Source organism: Streptomyces sp. Q6 (assembly GCF_036967205.1).
GTDB classification, from domain to species: domain Bacteria; phylum Actinomycetota; class Actinomycetes; order Streptomycetales; family Streptomycetaceae; genus Streptomyces; species Streptomyces citrinus.
This window is the reverse complement of the sequence record NZ_CP146022.1, coordinates 2,048,503-2,070,800: the sequence shown is the minus strand read 5'-3', so window position 1 is coordinate 2,070,800 and position 22,298 is coordinate 2,048,503. Positions and strand designations below refer to the sequence as shown.

Here is a 22,298-nt window from a genome sequence, read left to right as displayed (position 1 = left end):
GCCTTACGCGTGTACGGGTCGGAGCTACGCGACGGCCGGGGGGTACAGCTCCGGGGGGAGCTGGGACGCCGCGGCCGTGTCGAGCAGCCACAGGGTGCGTGAACGGCCGTACGCGCCCGCCGCGGGGGCCTGGATCTCGCCCGCGCCCGACAGCGCGATCGCGGCGGCCTTCGCCTTGTCCTCGCCCGCCGCGAGCAGCCACACCTCACGCGCGGCACGGATCGCCGGGAGCGTGAGCGTGACCCGGGTGGGCGGGGGCTTCGGGGCGCCGTGCACACCGACGACCGTCCGCTCGGTCTCGCGGACCGCCGGCAGCTCGGGGAAGAGCGACGCGACGTGCGTGTCCGGTCCCACGCCGAGCATCAGGACGTCGAACGTCGGCACGGGACCGTGGTCCTCGGGGCCCGCCGCGTTCGCCAGTTCCGCCGCGTACGCCTCGGCCGCGGCGTCCGCCTCGTAGGGGCCGTCCGACGCGGGCATGGGGTGCACGCGCGCGGGGTCGAGCGGCACGGCGTCGAGCAGCGCCTCCTTGGCCTGCGTGTAGTTGCGCTCGGGGTCGCCGTCCGGCAGGAACCGCTCGTCGCCCCACCACAGGTCCAGATGGGCCCAGTCGATGGCGTCCCGAGCGGGGGCGGCGGCGAGGGCCGCGAGCAGCCCGTTGCCGTTGCGGCCGCCGGTGAGCACGACGGAGGCGAAGCCGCGGGCGGCCTGGGCGTCGACGATCTTGGTGATCAGTCGCGCCGCGGCCGCCTGCGCCATCAGCTCCTTGTCGCGGTGGACGACGAGTTGGGGTGCTGCACTCACTTCGCTGCTGCTTTCTTGGCCGGGGCCTTCTTGGCCGGGGCCTTCTTCGCGGGCGCCTTCTTGGCCGCCGTCTTCTTGACCGGGGCGGCAGCCGTCTTCGTGGCCGCCTCCTCGGGCTCGGGGACCGTCTTCTGGTCCTCCGGCTCGCCGAGCCGGTCCACGCCGAACCTCAGCGCGGCCGCGTACGTGTCGTCCGGGTCCAGGCGGCGCAGTTCCTCCGCGATCAGCTCGGACGTCTCGCGGCGCTTGAGCGCGACCGCGCGGTCCGGCTGTCCCTGGATGGAGAGCGTCGCGAGGGTGCCGTCGGCCCGGTCGAGGACGATCGGGCCGCAGGTGGACTCCAGGCGTACGCCGGTCAGGCCGGGACCCGACGACAGGGTGCGCTTGACGGGCACGTCGAGGCGGTCGGCGAGCCACATCGCGAGGAGCTCGCAGCTCGGGTTGAACTCCTCGCCCTCCACCTCGACGGACGTGACGTCGCAGGTCACCTGGTCGAGCGCGGCCGCGAGCATGGAACGCCAGGGCGTGATCCGGGTCCACGACAGGTCCGTGTCGCCGGGGGAGTAGGACGCCGCGCGGGCCTCCAGTTCGTGGACCGGCTGCGCGGCCGCGTACGTGTCCGTGACGCGGCGCTGGCCCAGAGCCCCCAGGGGGTCCTGCGCGGGATCCAGCGGGGCGTCCACGGGCCACCAGACCACCGTCGGGGCGTCCGGCAGCAGGAGCGGCAGGACGACGGACTGGGCGTGGTTGACGACCTCGCCGTACAGGCGCAGGACGACGGTCTCGCCGGTGCCCGCGTCGGCGCCGACCCGGACCTCCGCGTCGAGCCGCGACTTCGTGCGGTCGCGCGGCGAACGCGAGACGCGCTTGATGACGACCAGCTTGCGCGAGGGGTGCTCGCGCGACGCCTCGTTGGCCGCCTTGAGGGCGTCGTAGGCGTTCTCCTCGTCGGTCACGATGACGAGGGTCAGCACCATGCCGACCGCGGGGGTGCCGATCGCCCGGCGCCCCTTCACGAGCGCTTTGTTGATCTTGCTGGACGTGGTGTCCGTAAGGTCGATCTTCATGGGCGCCGCCAGCTCCGTCCGTCTCGTGCGAGCATTTCGTCCGCCTCGGCGGGCCCCCACGTGCCGGACGGGTACTGCGCGGGCTTCCCGTGCGTGTCCCAGTGCTTCTCGATCGGGTCGAGGATGTTCCAGGACAGTTCGACCTCCTCCGTGCGCGGGAAGAGGTTCGAGTCGCCCAGCAGCACGTCCAGGATCAGCCGCTCGTACGCCTCCGGGCTGGACTCGGTGAACGACTCGCCGTAGGCGAAGTCCATCGAGACGTCCCGGATCTCCATCGACGTGCCCGGCACCTTCGAGCCGAAGCGGACCGTGATGCCCTCGTCCGGCTGGACGCGGATCACGATCGCGTTCTGGCCCAGCTCCTCCGTCGCCGTGTGGTCGAACGGGGAGTGCGGGGCGCGCTGGAAGACCACGGCGATCTCGGTGACGCGGCGGCCCAGGCGCTTGCCGGTGCGCAGGTAGAAGGGGACGCCCGCCCAACGGCGGTTGTCCACCTCCAGCTTGACGGCCGCGTAGGTGTCGGTCTTCGACTTCGGGTCGATGCCGTCTTCCTGGAGATAGCCCACGGCCTTCTCGCCGCCCTGCCATCCGGCCGCGTACTGACCGCGCACCGTGTCCCGGCCCAGATCCTTCGGCAGCCTGACCGCGCCGAGCACCTTGGCCTTCTCGGCGACGAGCGCGTCCGCGTCGAAGGAGGCGGGCTCCTCCATCGCGGTGAGCGCCATCAGCTGGAGGAGGTGGTTCTGGATCACGTCACGGGCGGCGCCGATGCCGTCGTAGTAGCCGGCCCGTCCGCCGATGCCGATGTCCTCGGCCATCGTGATCTGCACGTGGTCCACGTAGGACCGGTTCCAGATCGGCTCGAACATCTGGTTCGCGAAGCGCAGCGCCAGGATGTTCTGGACCGTCTCCTTGCCGAGGTAGTGGTCGATCCGGAACACCTGGTCCGGGTCGAACACCTCGTGCACGATCGCGTTCAGCTCCTTGGCCGAGGCGAGGTCGTGACCGAACGGCTTCTCGATGACGGCACGCCGCCACGAGCCATCGGGCGCGTCCGCCAGGCCGTGCTTCTTGAGCTGCTGCACGACCTGCGGGAAGAACTTGGGCGGTACGGAGAGGTAGAACGCGAAGTTGCCGCCCGTGCCCTGCGACTTGTCGAGGTCCTGGATCGTCGTCTTCAGGGTCTCGAACGCGTCGTCGTCGTCGAAGTTGCCCTGGACGAAGCGCATGCCCTGGATGAGCTGCTGCCAGACCTCTTCGCGGAACGGTGTACGGGCGTGCTGCTTGACCGCGTCGTGCACTTCCTGGGCGAAGTCCTCGTCCTGCCATTCGCGGCGGGCGAACCCGATCAGGGAGAAGCCCGGGGGGAGCAGGCCCCGGTTGGCGAGGTCGTAAACGGCAGGCATGAGCTTTTTACGGGACAAATCGCCCGTGACGCCGAAGATCACCAGACCCGACGGCCCCGCGATGCGCGGGAGCCGTCGGTCTGCGGCGTCACGGAGCGGATTGCGGTTCGCTCCGTGTGCGGTCAAGGGATCAGCCCTCCGAAGGGGCGAGGCGCTTGAGCTCCGCCTCGGTCGACTTGAGCAGGTCGTTCCAGGCGGCCTCGAACTTCTCGACGCCCTCGTCCTCGAGGAGCTGCACGACCTCGTCGTACGAGATGCCGAGCTTCTCGACGGCCTCGATCTCCCTGCGGGACTGGTCGTAGGTGCCCGCGATGGTGTTGCCGGTGATCTGGCCGTGGTCGGCCGACGCCTCCAGCGTGGCCTCCGGCATGGTGTTCACCGTGCCCGGGGCGACCAGGTCGTCGACGTACAGCGTGTCCTTGTACGCCTTGTCCTTGACGCCGGTCGAGGCCCACAGCGGACGCTGCTTGTTGGCCTGCGCCTTGTCGAGGGCGGCCCAGCGGTCACCGCCGAAGACCTCCTCGAACGCCTCGTACGCGAGCCGGGCGTTGGCCAGACCGGCCTTGCCGCGCGCGGCCTTGGCCTCGTCCGTGCCGAGGGCGTCGATCCGCTTGTCGATCTCGGTGTCCACGCGGGACACGAAGAAGGACGCGACCGAGTGGATCTTCGAGAGGTCCAGGCCGGCGGCCTTCGCCTTCTCCAGACCGGCGAGGTAGGCGTCCATGACCTCGCGGTAGCGCTCCAGCGAGAAGATCAGCGTGACGTTGACGCTGATGCCCTTGCCGATGACCTCGGTGATGGCCGGCAGACCGGCCTTCGTCGCCGGGATCTTGATGAGCGTGTTCGGCCGGTCCACCAGCCACGCCAGCTGCTTGGCCTCGGCGACCGTGGCCGCCGTGTTGTGGGCGAGCCGCGGGTCGACCTCGATCGACACCCGGCCGTCCTGGCCGCCGGTCGCGTCGAAGACCGGGCGCAGGATGTCGGCGGCGTCACGGACGTCCGCCGTCGTGATCATGCGGATGGCTTCCTCGACGGTCACCTTGCGGGCCGCGAGGTCGGCGAGCTGCTGGTCGTAACCGTCGCCCTCCGAGATCGCCTTCTGGAAGATCGAGGGGTTGGTGGTGACGCCCACGACGTGCTGCTGGTCGATCAGTTCGGCCAGATTGCCGGACGTGATCCGCTTGCGCGACAGGTCGTCCAGCCAGATCGCGACGCCCTCCTCGGAGAGGCGCTTCAGTGCGTCTGTCATGGAAAATGCATCTCCTACTTGTCGTGTACGGGCGTCAGCGCTGTGCCGCGGCGAGGGATTCCCGCGCCTTGGCGGCCACGTTCTCGGCAGTGAAGCCGAACTCGCGGAAGAGGACCTTGCCGTCGGCCGAAGCACCGAAGTGCTCCAGGGAAACGATGCGGCCCGCGTCCCCGACGTACTTGTGCCACGTCAGTCCGATACCGGCCTCGACCGCGACCCGCGCCTTCACCGACGGCGGCAGGACGCTGTCCCGGTACCCCTGGTCCTGCTCCTCGAACCACTCGACCGACGGCATCGACACGACACGGGTGGCGACACCCTCGGCCTCCAGGGTCTCGCGCGCCTCGACGGCGAGCTGCACCTCGGAGCCCGTGGCGATCAGGATCAGGTCCGGCGTCGCCTTGGAGGCCTCGACGAGGACGTAGCCGCCCTTGACGGTGTCCTCGTTCGCCTCGTACGTCGGCACGCCCTGACGGGTCAGGACGAGACCGTGCGGGGCGCTCTTGCCGTAGTCCTTCTTGCCGCGCTTGAGGATCTCGCGCCAGGCGATGGCGGTCTCGTTGGCGTCGGCGGGACGCACGACGTTGAGTCCGGGGATCGCGCGCAGTGAGGCGAGGTGCTCGACCGGCTGGTGGGTCGGACCGTCCTCACCGAGACCCACGGAGTCGTGCGTCCATACATAGGTGACAGGAAGGTGCATGAGGGCCGACAGGCGCACGGCGTTGCGCATGTAGTCGGAGAACACCAGGAAGGTGCCTCCGTAGATCCGCGTGTGGCCGTGCAGCGCGATGCCGTTCATCTCCGCGGCCATGGAGTGCTCGCGGATACCGAAGTGGATCGTGCGGCCGTACGGGTCGGCCTCCGGGAGCGGGTTGCCCTTCGGGAGGAACGACGACGTCTTGTCGATCGTCGTGTTGTTCGAGCCCGCGAGGTCGGCGGAGCCGCCCCACAGCTCGGGGATCACGGAACCGAGGGCCTGGAGGACCTTGCCGGACGCGGCACGCGTGGCGACACCCTTGCCGGTCTCGAAGGCGGGGAGCTTCTCCTCCCAGCCGGCCGGCAGCTCGCCCGCGTTGATGCGGTCGAACTCGGCGGCGCGCTCCGGGTTGGCGGTCCGCCACTCCTGGAACGACTTCTCCCACTCGGCCTTGGCCTGGGCGCCGCGGTCGAGGGCCTTGCGGGTGTGGCCGATGACCTCGTCGGAGACCTCGAAGCTCTTCTCCGGGTCGAAGCCGAGGACGCGCTTGGTGGCGGCCACTTCGTCGTCGCCGAGCGCCGAGCCGTGCGCGGCCTCGGTGTTCTGCGCGTTCGGGGCGGGCCAGGCGATGATCGAGCGCATCGCGATGAAGGACGGCTTGTCCGTGACCTTCTTGGCGGCCTCGATGGCGTTGTAGATCGCCTCGTGGTCCAGGTCGCCGTCCGGCTTCGGAGCCACGCGCTGGACGTGCCAGCCGTACGCCTCGTAGCGCTTGCAGGTGTCCTCGGAGACCGCGGTCTCCGTGTCGCCCTCGATCGAGATGTGGTTGTCGTCCCACAGCAGGACCAGGTTGCCGAGCTGCTGGTGCCCGGCCAGGGAGGACGCCTCGGAGGAGATGCCCTCCTGGAGGCAGCCGTCACCGGCGATGGCGTAGACGAAGTGGTCGAACGGGGAGGTGCCCGGGGCGGCCTCCGGGTCGAACAGGCCGCGCTCGTAGCGGGCGGCCATCGCCATGCCCACGGCGTTGGCGACGCCCTGGCCGAGCGGCCCGGTCGTCGTCTCGACACCGGTCGTGTGGCCGTACTCCGGGTGGCCCGGAGTCTTGGAGCCCCACGTACGGAACGCCTTCAGGTCGTCCAGCTCCAGGCCGAAGCCGGCCAGGTAGAGCTGGATGTAGAGGGTCAGGGACGAGTGCCCCGCGGACAGGACGAAACGGTCCCGCCCGACCCAGTCGGCGTCCGCCGGGTCGTGGCGCATCACCTTCTGGAAGAGGGTGTACGCGGCCGGGGCCAGGCTCATCGCCGTACCGGGATGGCCGTTGCCGACCTTCTGTACGGCGTCGGCGGCCAGGACGCGAGCGGTGTCAACGGCCCGCTGGTCCACATCGGTCCACTCGAGGTCTGTGATGGTCGGCTTGGTGCTCACCCTGAGTCAGGGCTCCTCTCCACATGGGTAATGCCGGTGATGTCGGTCTCACCGGCCGTTGTCGAGCCTACCCCTGCTGGAACGTGCATTTTTTCGAGTCATTCCAGACTGCCGGGACTCTGTGGAATCCGCCTCCTGACAGGGATCGGCCCCGTTCGTCACGTGAATACGGAGCCGCTCATCTGGGGGCTCATCCGGCGGCGCGAAAGCTCATCTGGAGGACACCCGGTGCGGTCCTCGTGGGGCCGTTCGGGAGGCTCTCCGGATTGCGCGCATTGCGTCCTTCGCGGCATGCCTGCCAACACGACCCCACCCCCACGAAGGGCGAGGTATAGGCAACGTCTACAGTGGCGTGGTACGCGCGAGCCTTTACCGGGACTTCACATCAAGTGGTCCGCATCGGGGGCTCGCTGGAGTCTCTGTCAGGGGTGTGCGTGACGGCCGTCGAATCCCGTCCAGCGGGAGCGCTCGGGACGAGCAGCACGAGCAGTAGCCGGGGCCGGAGGCCGTTCGGAGCTCGAGTCAAGGCATTCGTGGCGCTGACCAAGCCACGGATCATCGAACTGCTGCTCATCACCACCGTTCCGGTGATGTTCCTCGCCGAGCAGGGCGTGCCGGATCTGAAGCTGGTGCTCATCACCTGCGTCGGCGGCTATCTGTCGGCAGGCGGCGCCAACGCGCTCAACATGTGGTGGGACCGCGACATCGACGCTCTGATGGAGCGCACGTCGCAGCGTCCCGTGGTCACCGGCATGGTCAGCCCGAACGAGTGCCTGGCCTTCGGTATCTCGCTCGCGGTCGTCTCGACGCTGCTGTTCGGCTTCGCGGTCAACTGGCTGTCGGCCTGGCTCTCCCTGGGAGCACTGCTCTTCTATGTGGTCGTCTACACGATGATCCTGAAGCGGCGGACGTCGCAGAACATCGTGTGGGGCGGCATCGCCGGCTGTCTGCCGGTCCTCATCGGCTGGTCGTCGGTCACGAACTCCATGTCGTGGGCCCCGGTCATCCTCTTCCTCGTCATGTTCTTCTGGACGCCGCCGCACTACTGGCCGCTGTCCATGAAGGTGAAGGACGACTACGCGCGCGTGGGCGTTCCCATGCTTCCGGTCATCGCCTCCAACAAGGTGGTGGCCAAGCAGATCGTGATCTACAGCTGGGTCATGGTCGTGGTCTCGCTGCTGCTGACGCCGCTCGGCTACACCGGCTGGTTCTACACGGCGGTGGCGCTCGTCGCGGGCGGTTTCTGGCTGTGGGAGGCCCACGGTCTCCAGAACCGCGCCAAGGCCGAGGTCACGGGCGGAAAGCTCAAGGAGATGCGCCTGTTCCACTGGTCCATCACCTACGTGTCGCTGCTCTTCGTCGCGGTCGCGGTGGATCCCTTCCTGCGCTGACCCGCGCCGGTCCCTCGCGACCGTCTCCCGCTCCTCCGATGGGTGGGGTGCGTGGCCCAGGCCACGTATCCCACCCATCGCTTGTTTCGCTACCCGTCGGTAGCATCCTGTTCATGGCAGAGACTCAGACGGTTGAGGCGCCCGCTCGGGCGACGAAGGACGAGCGCCGGGCGGCCAAGCTGGCCAAGCGCATCGGCGCGTTCGCCACGGCACACGGCGGCGCCGAGGGACAGCTCGCGTACATCGGGGAGCACGGCACCCGCATCGTGCTCGTCGGCGAGGACGGCGGCTGGGGAGACCTGGTGGCCGACACCTACGAGGTCGCGCAGAAGGCGGTCGAGAAGGCCGGCATCACCGTCCACGAGGACTTCGACGGCGAGTTCGCGGCGAAGGTCGAGACGGGCCCGTACGAGTGGAAGCGCATGGCGGGCATCCAGATCGGTGGCTGAATCGCGCGTTTGTGCGCTCTTCGGTTGAGCAACACCAGGGGCTCGTTCACCCGTTAGGACTGTAGGAGCACGGTCCATACACGGGAGCCCCGGATGATCGAAACGCCGTCCCTCGTGGACCAGTACTGCCACGGGGTGCTGCGTACGGAGCTGGGCCTCGGCACGTTCGAGGCCCACCTCGGCCGGAGCGAGGGACCGCCCGCGCCCGGCACCACCTTCTTCGACACCCAGACCGGCTTCGCGATCCGCCGCTGGTGCCCGCCGCTGCTCGGTCTGGAACCCCACTGCCCGCCCGCCCGCTATCTCGCCAGGCGCCGTGAACTCGGCGTCCTGGAAGCGGGGCGCAGACTGCTGCGCGGGAGCGGCATCACCACCTATCTGGTGGACACGGGCCTGCCCGACGACCTGACGGGGCCCGCGGAAATGGCCACGGCCGCGGAGGCCGAGGCCCACGAGATCATCCGCCTCGAACTGCTGGCCGAACAGGTCGCGGACACCTCGGGCACGGTCGAGTCCTTCCTCGCGAACCTCGCCGAGTCGGTGCACGCGGCCGCCGCCGGAGCCGTCGCCTTCACCTCCGTCGCGGGGGTACGCCACGGACTCGCGCTGGCGCCGCAGCCCCCGGGCCCGGTGAGGTGCGGGGCGCGGCGGGCCGCTGGCTCGCGGCGCGCTCGGTCGGCGGGCCGCTGACGGATCCGGTCCTGCTGCGCCATGTGCTGTGGATCGCCGTGGCCTCGGGCCGCCCGCTCCAGCTGCACGCGGGGCTCGGCGAACCGGGCCTGCGGATCGACCGCACCGACCCGGTGCTCCTCGCCGACTTCGCCCGTGCCACGGCGGGCCTGGGCACCGACCTGATCCTGCTGCACGGCTACCCGTACCACCGGCAGGCCGCCCATCTGACCGGGATCTTCCCGCACGTCTACGCCGACCTGGGGCCCGCCCTGGCGAGGACGGGGGCGCGGGCCCCCGCCGTCCTGGCGGAGATCCTCGAACTCGCCCCGTTCGGGAAACTGCTCTTCTCCAGCGGCGCGCGAGGACTGCCCGAACTGCACGTGGTGGGCGCGCGGCTGTTCCGTGAGGCGCTCGGACGGGTGCTCGGCGGATGGGTGGCCGAGGGCGCGTGGTCGCTGGGCGACGCGCAGCGGGTGGCGAGCATGATCGCCTCGGGGACGGCGCGCCGGGTGTACGGGGTGGAGGCCGCGGGCGCGGCCGGCTGACCGGTTCTGGGGCGAGGCCCCGGTCTCCCTCAGCCGGACCGCGGCGCCGGTGTCAGCGGCCCGCGCCCACCGGCTCCTGCGTCGAAGGACCCGGCAGGCCGACCGAGAGCGCGGGGCGCTCGCGCAGCGACAGCACCACGCGCAGGACGCCGATCCACACCAGCGCCGAGCCCAGCATGTGCAGACCCACCAGGACCTCGGGGAGGTCGGTGAAGTACTGGACGTAGCCGATGACGCCCTGGGCGAGCAGGATCAGGAACAGGTCACGGGTGCGGTGCAGGGGGCCCTTGGGGGCGTCGACCGCCTTCAGGACGAACCACAGCGCGAAGGTCAGCGTGATCACGATCCAGGCCAGCACCGCGTGCAGCTTGGTCACCGTCTCCCAGTCGAGCGGCATGCGCTTGACGTCACTGGAGTCACCGGCGTGCGGTCCGGCGCCGGTCACGACGGTGCCGACGGCGATGAGCAGCCCGGACGCCGCGACCAGGAACCACACCAGCTGCTTGACCGCCGCGCCGACCAGCGGACGCGGCGGGGTGTCGCCTTCCCGGGTGCGCTGCCACATCAGCACGGCGACCGTGAGGAGCGCGGTGGTCAGGATGAAGTGGGCCGCGACCGTGTACGGGTTCAGACCCACCAGGACGACGATGCCGCCGAGCACCGCGTTGCCCATGACGATCCAGAACTGGGCCCAGCCGAGCCGGGTCAGCGGGCGCCGCCACGGCTTCTGCGAACGGGCGGCGATGATCGCCCAGCCGACGGCCGCGCACAGCACGTACGTGAGCATCCGGTTGCCGAACTCGATGGCGCCGTGGACGCCCATCTCGCTCGTCGCGGTCAGCGACTGGTCGGTGCACTTGGGCCAGGTCGGGCAGCCGAGGCCCGACCCGGTCAGGCGCACCGCGCCACCGGTGACGACGATGACCACGGTCATCACGACGGCGGACATGGCCGCGCGCTGAACGGTCCGCTGAGCGGGAGTCCAGCGGGCGGCGATGAAGGCGAGCGGGTTGCGCAGCGCCTGCGCGGCGTCGGCGAGGGTCAGCTTTGGCACGGGGCCCATCGTAGGCCGCCGCTTGTGCACGGCTTCACGAGGGGGACGTAACTGGGCCTTTTGTGACGCGGGTTACGCCCTCTCGGCCGCTGCCGGCTCCGATCGGTGCGGGTGGCGCCGGCCGCCCGGCTACTCCCAGCGGAAGAAGCGGCCCGCCGCGCCCAGGCCGAGGACCGCCCACACCGCGAGGATGCCGAGGTCGCCCCAGGGCATCGAGGCACCGTGCTGGAGGACGTCCCGCAGGCCGTCGGAGAGCGCCGAGATGGGGAGCAGGCCGAGCACCGACTGGGCGGCGTCGGGGAACTTGTCGAGCGGCACGATGACACCGCCGCCGACGAGCAGGAGCAGGAACACCAGGTTGGCGGCGGCGAGCGTGGCCTCCGCCTTGAGCGTGCCGGCCATCAGCAGGCCGAGACCCGAGAAGGCGGCGGTGCCGAGGACGAGGAGCAGGAGGACGGCGAACGGGTTGCCGTGCGGCGACCAGCCGAGGGCGAAGGCGATCACCGTGAGCAGGACGACCTGGAGGACCTCCGTGACCAGGACGGAGAGCGTCTTCGCCGTCATCAGTCCCCAGCGGGGAAGAGGGGAGGCGGCCAGGCGCTTGAGGACGCCGTACCGGCGCTCGAACCCCGTCGCGATGGCCTGGCCGGTGAACGCGGTCGACATCACGGCGAGGGCGAGGATGCCGGGGGCCAGGAAGTCGACCGCCTCGCCCTCGCCCGTGTCGACGATGTCGACGGACGAGAACAGGACCAGCAGGAGGGTCGGGATGATGACGGTGAGCAGAAGCTGTTCGCCGTTGCGGAGCAGCATCTTCGTCTCGATGGCCGCCTGCGCGGCGATCATGCGGGGGAGCGGGGCGGCTCCGGGGTTCGGTGCGTACGTGCCCGCGCTCATCCGCGCAGCTCCTTGCCGGTCAGTTCCAGGAATACGTCTTCGAGGGTGTGGCGCTCGACGGAGATCCTGTCCGGCATCACGCCGTGCTGGGCGCACCAGGAGGTGACCGTCGCCAGGAGCTGGGGGTCGACCTTGCCGGACACGCGGTAGGAGCCGGGGGTGAGCTCGGCGGCCGCGGAGTCGGCGGGCAGGGCCTTGAGGAGCGAGGCCACGTCCAGGCCGGGGCGGCCGGAGAAGCGCAGGGTGTTCTCGGCGCCGCCGCGGCACAGCTGCTCCGGGGAGCCCTGGGCGATGACCTTGCCCGCGTCGACGATCGCGACGTCGTCGGAGAGCTGCTCGGCCTCGTCCATGTGGTGCGTGGTCAGGATGACCGAGACGCCGTCCGTCCGCAGGTCGCGGACCAGGTCCCAGGTGGCGCGGCGGGCCTGCGGGTCGAGGCCCGCGGTCGGCTCGTCCAGGAAGACCAGCTCGGGCCGGCCGACCACGGCCATCGCGAGGGCGAGCCGCTGCTGCTGGCCGCCGGACAGTCGCCGGTAGGTGGTGCGGCCGCAGCTGCCGAGGCCCAGGCGCTCGATCAGGGCGTCCACGTCGAGCGGGTGGGCGTGCAGCTTGGCGACGTGGCGGAGCATCTCGTCGGCGCGGGCGCCGGAGTAGACGCCGCCGGACTGGAGCATCACGCCGACGCGGGGGCGCAGCGCGGACGCCTGCTTGACCGGGTCGAGGCCGAGGACGCGGACCGTGCCCGAGTCCGGCCTGCGGTAGCCCTCGCAGGTCTCGATGGTGGTGGTCTTGCCCGCGCCGTTGGGGCCGAGGACGGCCGTGATGCCGGGGGCGGCGGTGAGGTCGAGACCGTCGACCGCGGTTTTGTCTCCGTACCGCTTCACCAGTGAGGCGATGTGGACGACGGGCTCGCTTTCCATGGTGGGCAAGTCTAGGGACGCCTCGGCGGTACCCGGCGCGCGGGGCGGGAGCGGGGGCGGGCCGCGGCTGTGGTGGGGAGGGGGGCCACGGGGGTGTCGCGGAGGTGGCGGGGTTGCGACATGTCGTCGAGTCGCCAGCAGGTGCCCGGGGTGCGTCCTGAGGGGGAGACGGCCCCGGTGGTGCCGGGTCCGGGCGGGGTGGAGGGGTGCGGCGGGGCTGTCGCGGCGGGGTCGAGCGGCCCCTGACAGGGGCGGTGCGGTGGGTGAGACTGCCCGCATGCCCGATCTTGGACGACTGGTGAGGTCCGCCGAGGAGACGGACCGCGGCGCGTGCGGTGACGCGTGCCGCGACGCATGTCGTGACGCGTGCGCGCGGCCTGCCCGCCCGGCGGAGACCGGGGGCGTCGCCGGAGCCGACGTCCGCCAGGAGCGGTTGCGGGCGGTGTTCCGTCGGTTGGGGGACGAGCTGCGGTGCGCCGAGTCGGCGCTGGCCGAGCTGGTGGAGGAGGGAGCCGCGGGGGACGGGCCGGTGCGGGTGGAGACCGTCGAGGGGCGGGCGGCGCAGGCGCAGCGGCTCCTGCGGCTGGAGACCGGGGCGCGTCGTACGTTCCAGGCGTTCCTGACGGGCTTCAACACGGTCACGCCGGTCCCTCACACGCTGACGGACCAGTCGGGACGGACCGCTCCGGCGGACCCGGGCGGCTCCGACGGCGGACAGGCGTCGCGGCCGACCGCTCCGCCGGGCGTGACCTATCAGCTGCTCGTCGACCGCGACTTTCTCGCCGAGCCCGCGGCGGTGACCGCCCTGGAGGAACGGACGGGGCGCGGGGAGCAGGTGCGGGTCGTGGACAACCCGCTGATCAAGTTGGCCGTCGCCGACGGGGACGTCGCCATGGTCCAGGTCAGCCCCGAGCGGGCGGTGCTGCTGCGTCCGCCGCTGGTGATGCTCGCGACGGAGCTGTTCGCCGCGGTGTGGCGGCACTCCCGGCCGTATCTGCGGGAAGGCGTGGAGCTGAGTCCGGTCGACCGGCAGATCCTGCAGCTGATGCTCTCCGGTCTGACGGACGCGGCCACGGCCAAACAGCTGGGCACCTCGCCGCGCACCGTTCAGCGCAGACTGCGCGCGCTGATGGATCTGACCTCGGTCACCTCCCGCCTCCAACTCGGCTGGTACGCCATGCGCAACAACTGGGTCTGAGCGCCGAGGCGGGCACCGCCAGGAGTACGGCCGGACGCCCCCGGGGATTCCCGCTCCCCCCGGGGCCGTTCGGCCGTTTCGCCGCGTCGGCGACCGCTCGTACCGCCGCCGCGGTCGTCGTGACGAGTCTTCGTCATGTCGACAACTCGCCACCCCGGAACGCCCTGGAGCGGGGGATCACGCTCACATACTTCAGCTGATTCAGCAGTGATCCCCCTTCTGTGGAGGAGAGTTCGTGTTGAGGCAATCCCCCGCTCGGCGGCACAGATCCCTCGTCGTCCTGCTCTCCGGTGCCATGACCTGGTCGATCCTGGGTGCCGTCCCCGTCCTGGCGGCGACCCCGCCCGAGCCGACCGCCCTGGCACTGAAGGCGGACGCCAAGGTCGAGCGGCAGCTCGCCACCGAGGACGAGGCCACGTTCTGGGTCCAGTTGGACTCGCAGGCCGACACCACCAAGGCGAAGCAGGCGACGAAGAAGGCCGACCGGGGCCGCGCGCTGATCGAGGCGAAGACCGCGTACGCCGACACGACACAGGCGGGGCTGAAGGGACTGCTCAAGCGGCACCACGCCCCGTACAAGAGTTTCTGGATCAGCAACACCCTGAAGGTGACCGGTGACAAGGCCCTCGCCGAGAAGATCGCGGCCCGGCCCGAGGTCGCCTCGATCGAGGCCGACACCGTGATCCGGCTGCCGGACACCGAGCAGGGCACGACCGAGGCCACGGCCGACGGCGTCGAGTGGAACGTCGACGCGATCAACGCCACCAAGGTGTGGAACGAGCTGGGCGTACGCGGTGACGGCGTCGTCGTCGCCAACATCGACACCGGCGTCGAGTACCAGCACCCGGCGCTGATGCGCGCCTACCGCGGGCTGAAGGCCGACGGCAGTGACGACCAGAACTACAACTGGTTCGACGCCACCGCGACCTGCCAGGGGAACACGCCCTGCGACGACGTCGGCCACGGCACCCACACCATGGGCACGATGGTCGGCGACGACGGTTCGGCCCACAGGACAGGGGTCGCGCCCGGCGCCAAGTGGATCGCCGCGAAGGCCTGCGCGCCCGCCGGGTGCAGCCAGGAAGCGCTGCTCGCCGCCGGGCAGTGGGTGCTCGCCCCGACGGACAGCAACGGTCAGAACCCGCGCCCCGACCTCGCGCCCGACGTGGTGAACAACTCCTGGGGCAACAGCGTCGTCGACACCTGGTACTCGGCGACGGTGCAGTCCTGGCGGGACGCGGGGATCTTCCCGGCGTTCTCGAACGGCAACGACGGCTCCGACTGCGACACCGCGGGCTCCCCGGGCGCCTACACCAACACCTACGCGTCGGGCGCCTATGACATCAACGGCGACATCGCCGAGTTCTCCTCCCGGGGCCCCGGCGCGGACGGCAGGACCAAGCCGAACATCGCGGCGCCCGGCGTGGACATCCGCTCCTCCGTGCCCGGCGGCGGGTACGACGTGTACTCCGGTACGTCGATGGCCTCCCCGCACACCGCCGCGACCGTCGCCCTGATGTGGTCGGCGTCGTCCGCGATCCGCGGGGACGTGGCGGCCACCGAGGCGATCCTGAACCGCACCGCCGTCGACACCGACGACACCACGTGCGGCGGCACGGCCGCCAACAACAACGTCTGGGGCGAGGGCAGGCTCGACGCGTACGCCGCCGTCAGCGCCACGCCGCGCGGTCCGCTCGGCGCCGTCACCGGCACGGTCACCAGCGACGGGCAGCCGCTCGCCGGCGCGACCGTGGAGCTCGAAGGACCGATGTACGCGACGGTCACCACCGGCGCCGACGGCGCGTACACGCTGCCGAAGATGATGGTCGGCGACTACGCCGTCACCGTCTCCAAGTTCGGCTACCTGTCGGAGAAGTCCACCGTCACGGTCACGGAGGGCGGGAGCGCGACCCGGGACGCCACCCTCGCGGTGGCGCCCAAGGGCACGGTGTCCGGCACCGTGCGCACCGCGGCGGGACCGGAGGCGGGCGCGAGGATCGAGGTGGCGGGCACCCCGGTCACCGCCACCTCCGGAGCCGACGGCGGCTACCGCCTCGAACTGCCCGCCGGTACGCACCAGTTGACGATCACCCCGGTGTCGCGGTGCGCGGCGGTCAGCGCGTTCCCCCTCGTGGTCGAGGAGGGCACGCACGACAAGGACCTCACCGTCCCCAGCCGCACCGACAAGTTCGGCACCACCTGCCGCGAGGTGCGCGGCTCCGCGTTCCCCACCGGTACCACCGAGTTGAACTACAGCAGCAACTACTCGGGCAGCGCCGGCATCACCTTCCCGTTCCCGGTGACGCTGTACGGGACCACGTACCGCAAGGCCTCCGCCTACGTCGAGGGCTATCTCGACTTCGGCACCAACAGCGATGTCAACGCCAACCGCACCCTGCCCTCCACCGGGACCCCCAACGCCTCCCTCTACCCCTTCTGGGACAACCTCCAGCTTGCGTCCGCCGACGGCGGCGTCTACTGGTCGACGCGCGGCACCGCCCCGCACCGCGAGATCGTCGTCGAGTGGCGCAACATGGTGCCCAGCAACGCGCTGAGCCAGCGGGCCACGTTCTCCGTCGTGATCAGCGAGGACGGCGCATACTCCTACCACTACCGGAACCTGACGGGTGGTCAGTACGCGCTCGGCCTCGGCGCCACCATCGGCGCGGAGAACGCCACCGGCACCGACGCGCTGCAGTACTCGTACAACGAGGCCTCCCTCGTCGAGGGCCAGACCCTGGACTTCCGGCCCGAGCACAGTGCCGCCGTCTCCGGCAAGGTGACCGACGCCAACGACGGCAAGGCGCTGTCCGGCGCCACCGTCTCCGTCCGCCGCGGCGGCACCGAGGTCGCCACCGGCACCACCGGCGCCGACGGCACCTATCTGGTGCAGGTCCCGGCGACCGCCGAGGCCGACTACGCCGTCACGGTCTCCGCCCCGCACTACACGCCCGCGACCCGCACCGCGACGCTGGCGGCGCGCTCGACGTCCCGCGCCGACACCGCCCTGGCCACCGGCCTCGTCACCGTCGCGCCGAGTACGGCGATCAAGGTGACGATCCCGGCGGACCAGACCCGCGAGCGGACCGTGACCGTCGCCGACTCCGGCTCGGGGACGGACTACACGGTCACGGAGGCGAGCGGCGCCGCATGGCTGCGCGCCACCCCGGCCACCGGCCACCTGGACAAGGGCGGGCAGCAGACCGTGAAGCTCACCCTCGACACGGCGGGCATCACGCCCGGCACCGTGCTGAGCGGCTCCGTCGTGGTCGCCTCCGACAGCGGGCGCGCACCCGAGGTGAAGGTGCCGGTCACGGTGGTCGTCCCCGCGTACCAGACGGCGATCGACGCCGGTGCGGCCACCGGCTCCGTGACCGACTCGCTGGGCGACACCTGGGGCCCCGACCGGGCGTACACGGAGGGCTCCTACGGCTATGTCGGGAAGCCGACCGCGGTCAGGACCAAGTCGGCCGTGGGCGCGACCACCGACCCGCAGCGCTACACCACCGCCACCAAGGGAGCCCTGGAGTACCGCTTCGACAACCTGCCCGACGGCGTCTACCAGATCGACCTGGGCTTCGCGGAGATCGCCGGTGCGGCGCCGGGCGACCGCGTCTTCGACGTGATGGCCGAGGACACCGAGAGGATCGCGAACCTCGACATCGCCACCGAGGCGGGCGGCCCACTGCGCGCCCTCGACAAGACGTTCACCGTCGCCGTCACCGACGGCCGGCTGAACCTGCGCCTGGTCGCGCACGCCGACAAGACGCTGGTCAACGCCGTGCGCGTGACGCAGCGCCCGGACCTCAGCAGCTGACTGTGCCCTGCCGTCCCTGCCGTCTTCACCACCACAGGACATGAGGAACTCGCGTTGAACAGATACAGGAACAGATGTCGGTCGCGGCGGAGCGGGATGCTCGCGGTGGCGCTCGCCGCCGCTCTGGGCGCACCCCTGCTGGGGGCGGCCCCGGCCGTCGCCGACCCCACGCCGACCGGGCCGGCACAGCGGCTGGCGGCCAAGGCCGACGCCAAGGTCCAGCGGCAGCTCGCCACCCAGGACCAGGCGACCTTCTGGGTCCAGCTCGACTCCGAGGCCGACACCACCGAGGCCGAGCAGGCCACGACCAAGGCCGCGCGCGGCCGCGCCGTCATCAAGGCGAAGACCGCGTACGCCGACAAGAGCCAGGCGGGCCTGAAGGCGCTGCTGAAGAAGGCCGACGCCTCCTACCGGTCCTTCTGGATCAGCAACACCGTCATGGTCACCGGCGACCGGGCCCTCGCGCGGAAGATAGCCGCCCGCGACGACGTCGCCGCCATCCAGTCCGACGACCCGATCGAGATGCCCGACCCGATCGCCTCCGTGCAGGAGGCCACGGTCAACGGTTTCGACTGGAACATCGACGCGATCAACGCCCCCAAGGTCTGGAGCGAGTTCGGCGACCGCGGAGAGGGCGTCGTCATCGGCAGCATCGACACCGGTGTCGACTGGAACCACCCGGCGCTGCTGTCCAGCTACCGGGGGCTCAAGGCCGACGGCGGCGTCGACCACTCCCACAACTGGTTCGACCCGACCGGCTTCTGCGCCGAGCGGACCACCGGCCCCTGCGACGACGTCGGGCACGGCACCCACACCATGGGCACGATGGTCGGCGACGACGGCCAGGGCAATCAGATCGGGGTGGCGCCCGGCGCGACCTGGATCGCCGCCAAGGCCTGCACCACCACGGACTGCACCCGGTCCGCGCTCCTCGCGGCCGGGCAGTGGATGCTCGCCCCGACGGACAGCGACGGCGCCGACCCGCGCCCGGACCTGGCCCCCGACGTGATCAACAACTCGTGGGGCGCCGCCGTCCTCGACCCCTGGTACTCCTCCATGGTGCAGGCGTGGCGCGACGCGGGGATCTTCCCGGCGTTCTCGAACGGCAACACCGGCCCCGGCTGCGACACCGCGGGATCCCCGGGCGCGTACGCGAACACCTACGCGTCCGGCGCCTTCGGCGTCACCGGCAGGATCGCCGACTTCTCCTCGCGCGGTACCGGCGAGAACGGCGTCGTCAAGCCGAACATCGCGGCCCCCGGCGTGAACATCCGCTCCGCGGCCCCCGGCGGTGGCTACGTCCCCAAGTCGGGTACGTCGATGGCCTCGCCGCACACCGCGGCGACCGTGGCCCTGGTGTGGTCGGCGGCCCCGTCGCTGCGCGGTGACATCGCCGCCACCGAGGCGGTCCTCGATCAGAGCGCGGTCGACGTCGACGCCACCGGCTGCGGCGGCACCGCCGCGGACAACAACGTCTACGGCGAAGGCCGCCTGGACGCGTACGCCGCCGTGAGCGCCGCGCCCCGCGGCGCGCTCGGCAAGCTGACCGGTACCGTGACCGCCGCCTCCGGCGACCCGGTCGCCGACGCCGAGGTGCGCCTGAACGGCAAGGTCAAGGTGATGGCCCGGACGGACAAGAACGGCACGTACACGCTGCCGCGCGTCACGGCGGGCGACTACAAGGTCGCCGTGACGAGGTTCGGGTTCCTCGACGGCGAGACGACCGCCACGGTCACCGAGAACACGACCACCACCGCGGACCTCACGCTGACGAAGGCGCCCACCGGCACCCTCACCGGCAGGATCACCTCCGCGTCCGGCCCCGAGGCCGACGTCGACATCGTGCTGCCCGGGACCCCGGCGAGGACCACGACGGCCGCCGACGGCACGTACGCGCTGACCCTGCCCACCGGCGACTACCAGGTGAACCTGACGCCCCGGAACAAGTGCGCCGAGAGCTCCGCCCTCGCCCTGACCATGACCACGAGCGACCGCACCGAGAACATCGCCCTCGCCGACCGCACGGACGCCTCCGGCACCACGTGCCGCCAGGTCGACGAGGCGTTCCCGACCGGCGACACCAAGGTCGGCATCACCGGGCCCTACGGCGGCTACAGCACGCAGGACCTGCCGTTCCCGGTGGCCCTGTACGGGCGTACCTACGACAAGGCGTCGATCTCCCTCGACGGTTCCCTGATCTTCGGCTACCTCACCCTGACCGCCGCCAACACCCGGCTGCCCACGACCGCGACCCCCAACGGCGCGCTCTACCCGTTCTGGGACGACCTGCGGATGGACGCCGACTCGGGCATCTACACCGCGGTACGCGGCACCGCCCCGCACCGCACGTACGTCGTCGAGTGGCGCGACATGCAGATCAGCAAGACCCCGGAGCGGCGCCTGAGCTTCGCCGCCGAGATCAGTGAGGACGGCACCTACACCTTCCACTACAAGGGCCTCGACGCGGGCGGCGTCGACGACGAGCTGGGCGCGGGCGCCACGGTCGGCGCCGAGAACCACACCGGCACCGACGCGTTCCTGTACGCGTTCAAGCAGCGGTCGCTGCGCGAGGGCATGGCGATCCGGTTCCGTCCCGAGCGGCACGCCGTCGTCAACGGCAGCGTGACGGATGCCAACGACGGCAAGCCGATCACCGGGTCGAGCGTCACCGTCACCCGTGACGGCACCCAGATCGCCAAGATCACCCCGCGCGCCGACGGCGCGTACCTGGGCCAGATCCCGGTCCCCGACCCGGGCGAGTACCAGGTGACCATCTCCGCCCCGCACTACGAGACCGTCACCCGCACCGCCACGCTCGACGGCCTCGGCGTCCTGCACACCGACGCGGCCCTGAAGACCGGCGTCGTGACGACGGACCACACCGACGGCTGGACGGTGGTGATCCCGCAGGGCCAGACCCGCACCCGCACCCTCACCCTGACCGACACCGGCTCCGCCGCCGACTACACGGTCAAGGAGAAGACCGGCCTGGCCTGGGTGACGGCCGCCCCCGCCGCCGGACGGCTGGGCGCGGGCGCGCGGCAGCAGGTCACGCTGACCTTCGACACGTCGAAGGCGACCGCGGGCACGGTGCTGCGCGGCACCGTGGTCGTGGCCTCGGAGAGCGGCCGCGCGCCGACCACCGAGATCCCGGTCACGGTCGTCGTCCCGGCGTACCGGACGGCGGTCGACGTGGGTTCCTCGGACGCCACGCCGTACGTCGACCACCTCGGCGACACCTGGACGGCCGACCGGCCCTGGACGTCCGGCTCCTACGGCTTCGTGGGCGACGCGACGACCGTACCGACGACGCCCAAGACCATCACGGGGACCGACGACCAGAAGCCCCTGCGCACCGCCCGCCAGAGCGCCACGGAGTACCGCTTCGACCAGCTGCCCAGCGGCGTCTACCAGGTCGAGCTGAGTTTCGCGGAGCTCAGCGGCGTCAAGCCCGGTCACCGCGTCTTCGACGTGACGGCGGAGGGCGCGCAGAAGGTCTCCAACGTCGACATCGCGCTGGAGACCGGCGGCAGCTACCGGGCCCTGACCAAGACGTTCACCGTCAAGGTCACGGACGGGCAGCTGAACCTGGGCCTCTCGTCGGTCACCGGCGAGACGCTCCTCAACACGGTCCGGGTGACGCACCGCCCCGACCTGACCGCCTGATCCGACCGGCCCTCCTGGGGCCCGCACCCGCCGACCGGCCGGGGTGGGCCCCTCCGTCGTGGCGGCGCGATCGATCGATCAAAGATCGTTCCCGCAGGTCACGCCGTGTTTGTACTTAGGCATGCCTAAGACCGTGTCCTACGTGGTGAGGCGTCGTTAACCTCGGTATGGGGCGGGGTACGTGGAGTTGGATTGTTCCAGACGGGCTGTGGGAGATCGCGAAGCCGCTGATCCCGCCCTCGAGGGTGCGGCCGCAAGGCGGCGGAACGCAGGACACGCCTGATGAGACGCTGTTCGCGGCCATCATCTACGTCCTGGTCAGCGGCTGCGCCTGGCGCCAACTGCCGCCCTGCTTCGGGATATCGAAGTCGACCGCTCACCGCCGGTTCCTGATCTGGTCGAGAGCCGGTGTCTGGGGCCGCCTGCACGAAGCAGTGCTACACCGCCTCGACGACGCCGGCCTCATCGACGTCACCCGCGTCGTCCTCGACACCGCCCATGTCAGGGCCAAAAAGGGGGCGAACACACAGGTCCGAGCCCTGTGGACCGGGGCAAGCCGGGTTCCAAGATGCACGTCCTGTCGGACGCGAACGGACTGCCCCTCCTCGTCGGCATCTCGGCCGGCAACACCCACGACAGCGAAGGTCTCAAGCCGATGATCGAGGGTCACCAAACGAGACACGACCCCCACCGCGGCCGACACTTCAAGCCTCAACGCCTGCACGCCGACAAAGCCTACGACCGCGCCGACCTGCGGAAATGGTTACGCGGCAAACGCATCGGAGTACGGATCGCGCGCAAAGGCATCGAGTCCAGCGAACGATTAGGGCGACGCCGCTGGGTCATCGAGCGGACCATGTCCTGGCTGTCCGGCTACCGACGTCTCAGCCCTCGCTACGAACGCAATCCCCGCAACTACCTGGCCTTTCTCGGGCTCGCTGCAGCCATCTGCTGCTACAAGCGTCTCATTCGACTCACCACGTAGGACACGGTCTAAGTGATGCACGGCACCGCAGGGCGATCACCAGCCCGCTTGTCAGG

Annotated in this window: 14 protein-coding genes and 1 pseudogene; 7 read left to right on the top strand and 8 right to left on the bottom strand. The window is 70.8% G+C overall.

Annotation, left to right across the window (positions count from 1 at the left end):
- Nucleotides 1-24: 24 nt before the first annotated feature.
- Genes pgl through tkt form a run of 5 tightly spaced genes read right to left on the bottom strand, consistent with a single transcriptional unit; the run spans nucleotide 25 to nucleotide 6,648 of the window.
- Nucleotides 25-759: a 6-phosphogluconolactonase gene (gene pgl, locus V2W30_RS09695; protein WP_338703543.1), complete on the bottom strand. Its 735-nt coding sequence runs from the start codon at nucleotides 757-759 to the stop codon at nucleotides 25-27.
- A 41-nt stretch (nucleotides 760-800) separates the two neighbouring features.
- A complete protein-coding gene (opcA, locus tag V2W30_RS09690) occupies nucleotides 801-1,871 on the bottom strand; it encodes a glucose-6-phosphate dehydrogenase assembly protein OpcA (protein ID WP_338695327.1) in 1,071 nt (356 codons plus the stop codon).
- On the bottom strand, nucleotides 1,868-3,403 hold the full coding sequence (zwf, locus tag V2W30_RS09685) for a glucose-6-phosphate dehydrogenase (RefSeq protein ID WP_338695325.1): 1,536 nt from the start codon (nucleotides 3,401-3,403) through the stop codon (nucleotides 1,868-1,870). The genes opcA and zwf overlap by 4 nt, the downstream gene beginning before the upstream one ends.
- A gap of 4 nt (nucleotides 3,404-3,407) precedes the next feature.
- Entirely contained in the window at nucleotides 3,408-4,526 is a 1,119-nt protein-coding gene (tal, locus tag V2W30_RS09680) for a transaldolase (protein WP_338695323.1), read from the bottom strand.
- 34 nt (nucleotides 4,527-4,560) lie between these two features.
- Nucleotides 4,561-6,648 (bottom strand): transketolase, encoded by a 2,088-nt coding sequence (gene tkt / locus V2W30_RS09675; RefSeq protein WP_338695321.1) that lies wholly within the window; start codon nucleotides 6,646-6,648, stop codon nucleotides 4,561-4,563.
- 428 nt (nucleotides 6,649-7,076) lie between these two features.
- Here tkt and V2W30_RS09670 point away from each other — a divergent pair, with 428 nt between their 5' ends.
- The 3 genes and pseudogenes from V2W30_RS09670 (at nucleotide 7,077) to V2W30_RS09660 (ending at nucleotide 9,705) form a co-directional block, all read left to right on the top strand.
- Nucleotides 7,077-8,039, top strand: coding sequence for a heme o synthase (locus V2W30_RS09670; protein ID WP_338703542.1), 963 nt, complete (start codon nucleotides 7,077-7,079; stop codon nucleotides 8,037-8,039).
- Nucleotides 8,040-8,152: 113 nt separating this feature from the next.
- On the top strand, nucleotides 8,153-8,488 hold the full coding sequence (locus V2W30_RS09665; protein ID WP_338695320.1) for a hypothetical protein: 336 nt from the start codon (nucleotides 8,153-8,155) through the stop codon (nucleotides 8,486-8,488).
- Between the two features lie 93 nt (nucleotides 8,489-8,581).
- Nucleotides 8,582-9,705 (top strand): annotated as a pseudogene (locus tag V2W30_RS09660) (amidohydrolase family protein).
- 52 nt (nucleotides 9,706-9,757) lie between these two features.
- On the opposite strand, the gene V2W30_RS09655 reads toward V2W30_RS09660, so the two are convergent.
- From V2W30_RS09655 to V2W30_RS09645, 3 genes are all read right to left on the bottom strand, one after another.
- A complete protein-coding gene (locus V2W30_RS09655) occupies nucleotides 9,758-10,768 on the bottom strand; it encodes a COX15/CtaA family protein (RefSeq protein ID WP_338695319.1) in 1,011 nt (336 codons plus the stop codon).
- Between the two features lie 120 nt (nucleotides 10,769-10,888).
- Nucleotides 10,889-11,656 (bottom strand): ABC transporter permease, encoded by a 768-nt coding sequence (locus V2W30_RS09650; protein WP_338695318.1) that lies wholly within the window; start codon nucleotides 11,654-11,656, stop codon nucleotides 10,889-10,891.
- Nucleotides 11,653-12,576: an ABC transporter ATP-binding protein gene (locus tag V2W30_RS09645; protein ID WP_338695316.1), complete on the bottom strand. Its 924-nt coding sequence runs from the start codon at nucleotides 12,574-12,576 to the stop codon at nucleotides 11,653-11,655. Before V2W30_RS09645 ends, V2W30_RS09650 begins: the two co-directional genes overlap by 4 nt.
- Before the next feature lie 277 nt (nucleotides 12,577-12,853).
- On the opposite strand from V2W30_RS09645, the gene V2W30_RS09640 reads away from it, so the two are divergent.
- The 4 genes from V2W30_RS09640 to V2W30_RS09625 all read left to right on the top strand — a co-directional run bounded on the left by V2W30_RS09640 (nucleotide 12,854) and on the right by V2W30_RS09625 (nucleotide 22,242).
- Complete coding sequence (locus V2W30_RS09640) at nucleotides 12,854-13,774, top strand: helix-turn-helix transcriptional regulator (RefSeq protein WP_338695315.1); 921 nt, start codon at nucleotides 12,854-12,856, stop codon at nucleotides 13,772-13,774.
- A gap of 235 nt (nucleotides 13,775-14,009) precedes the next feature.
- The gene (locus tag V2W30_RS09635; RefSeq protein ID WP_338695314.1) at nucleotides 14,010-17,591 is read left to right on the top strand and encodes a S8 family serine peptidase; all 3,582 of its coding nucleotides are present in this window, start codon (nucleotides 14,010-14,012) and stop codon (nucleotides 17,589-17,591) included.
- A 96-nt stretch (nucleotides 17,592-17,687) separates the two neighbouring features.
- Nucleotides 17,688-21,257 (top strand): S8 family serine peptidase, encoded by a 3,570-nt coding sequence (locus V2W30_RS09630; protein WP_338695312.1) that lies wholly within the window; start codon nucleotides 17,688-17,690, stop codon nucleotides 21,255-21,257.
- A 167-nt stretch (nucleotides 21,258-21,424) separates the two neighbouring features.
- Nucleotides 21,425-22,242 (top strand): IS5 family transposase gene (locus V2W30_RS09625; RefSeq protein WP_338692566.1). Its coding sequence is split into 2 segments (ribosomal slippage): nucleotides 21,425-21,767 and nucleotides 21,767-22,242, totalling 819 coding nucleotides; the frame shifts between segments, so codons are not numbered across the junction.
- The last annotated feature ends 56 nt before the right edge of the window (nucleotides 22,243-22,298 follow it).

Coding starts and splice junctions, on each gene's coding strand:
- V2W30_RS09630 (WP_338695312.1), top strand. CDS start 17,688: ATGCTCGCGGTGGCGCTCGCCGCCGCTCTGGGCGCACCCCTGCTGGGG.
- V2W30_RS09665 (WP_338695320.1), top strand. CDS start 8,153: ATGGCAGAGACTCAGACGGTTGAGGCGCCCGCTCGGGCGACGAAGGAC.
- tal (WP_338695323.1), bottom strand. CDS start 4,526: ATGACAGACGCACTGAAGCGCCTCTCCGAGGAGGGCGTCGCGATCTGG.
- V2W30_RS09645 (WP_338695316.1), bottom strand. CDS start 12,576: ATGGAAAGCGAGCCCGTCGTCCACATCGCCTCACTGGTGAAGCGGTAC.
- opcA (WP_338695327.1), bottom strand. CDS start 1,871: ATGAAGATCGACCTTACGGACACCACGTCCAGCAAGATCAACAAAGCG.
- V2W30_RS09655 (WP_338695319.1), bottom strand. CDS start 10,768: ATGGGCCCCGTGCCAAAGCTGACCCTCGCCGACGCCGCGCAGGCGCTG.
- V2W30_RS09650 (WP_338695318.1), bottom strand. CDS start 11,656: ATGAGCGCGGGCACGTACGCACCGAACCCCGGAGCCGCCCCGCTCCCC.
- pgl (WP_338703543.1), bottom strand. CDS start 759: ATGGCGCAGGCGGCCGCGGCGCGACTGATCACCAAGATCGTCGACGCC.
- V2W30_RS09640 (WP_338695315.1), top strand. CDS start 12,854: ATGCCCGATCTTGGACGACTGGTGAGGTCCGCCGAGGAGACGGACCGC.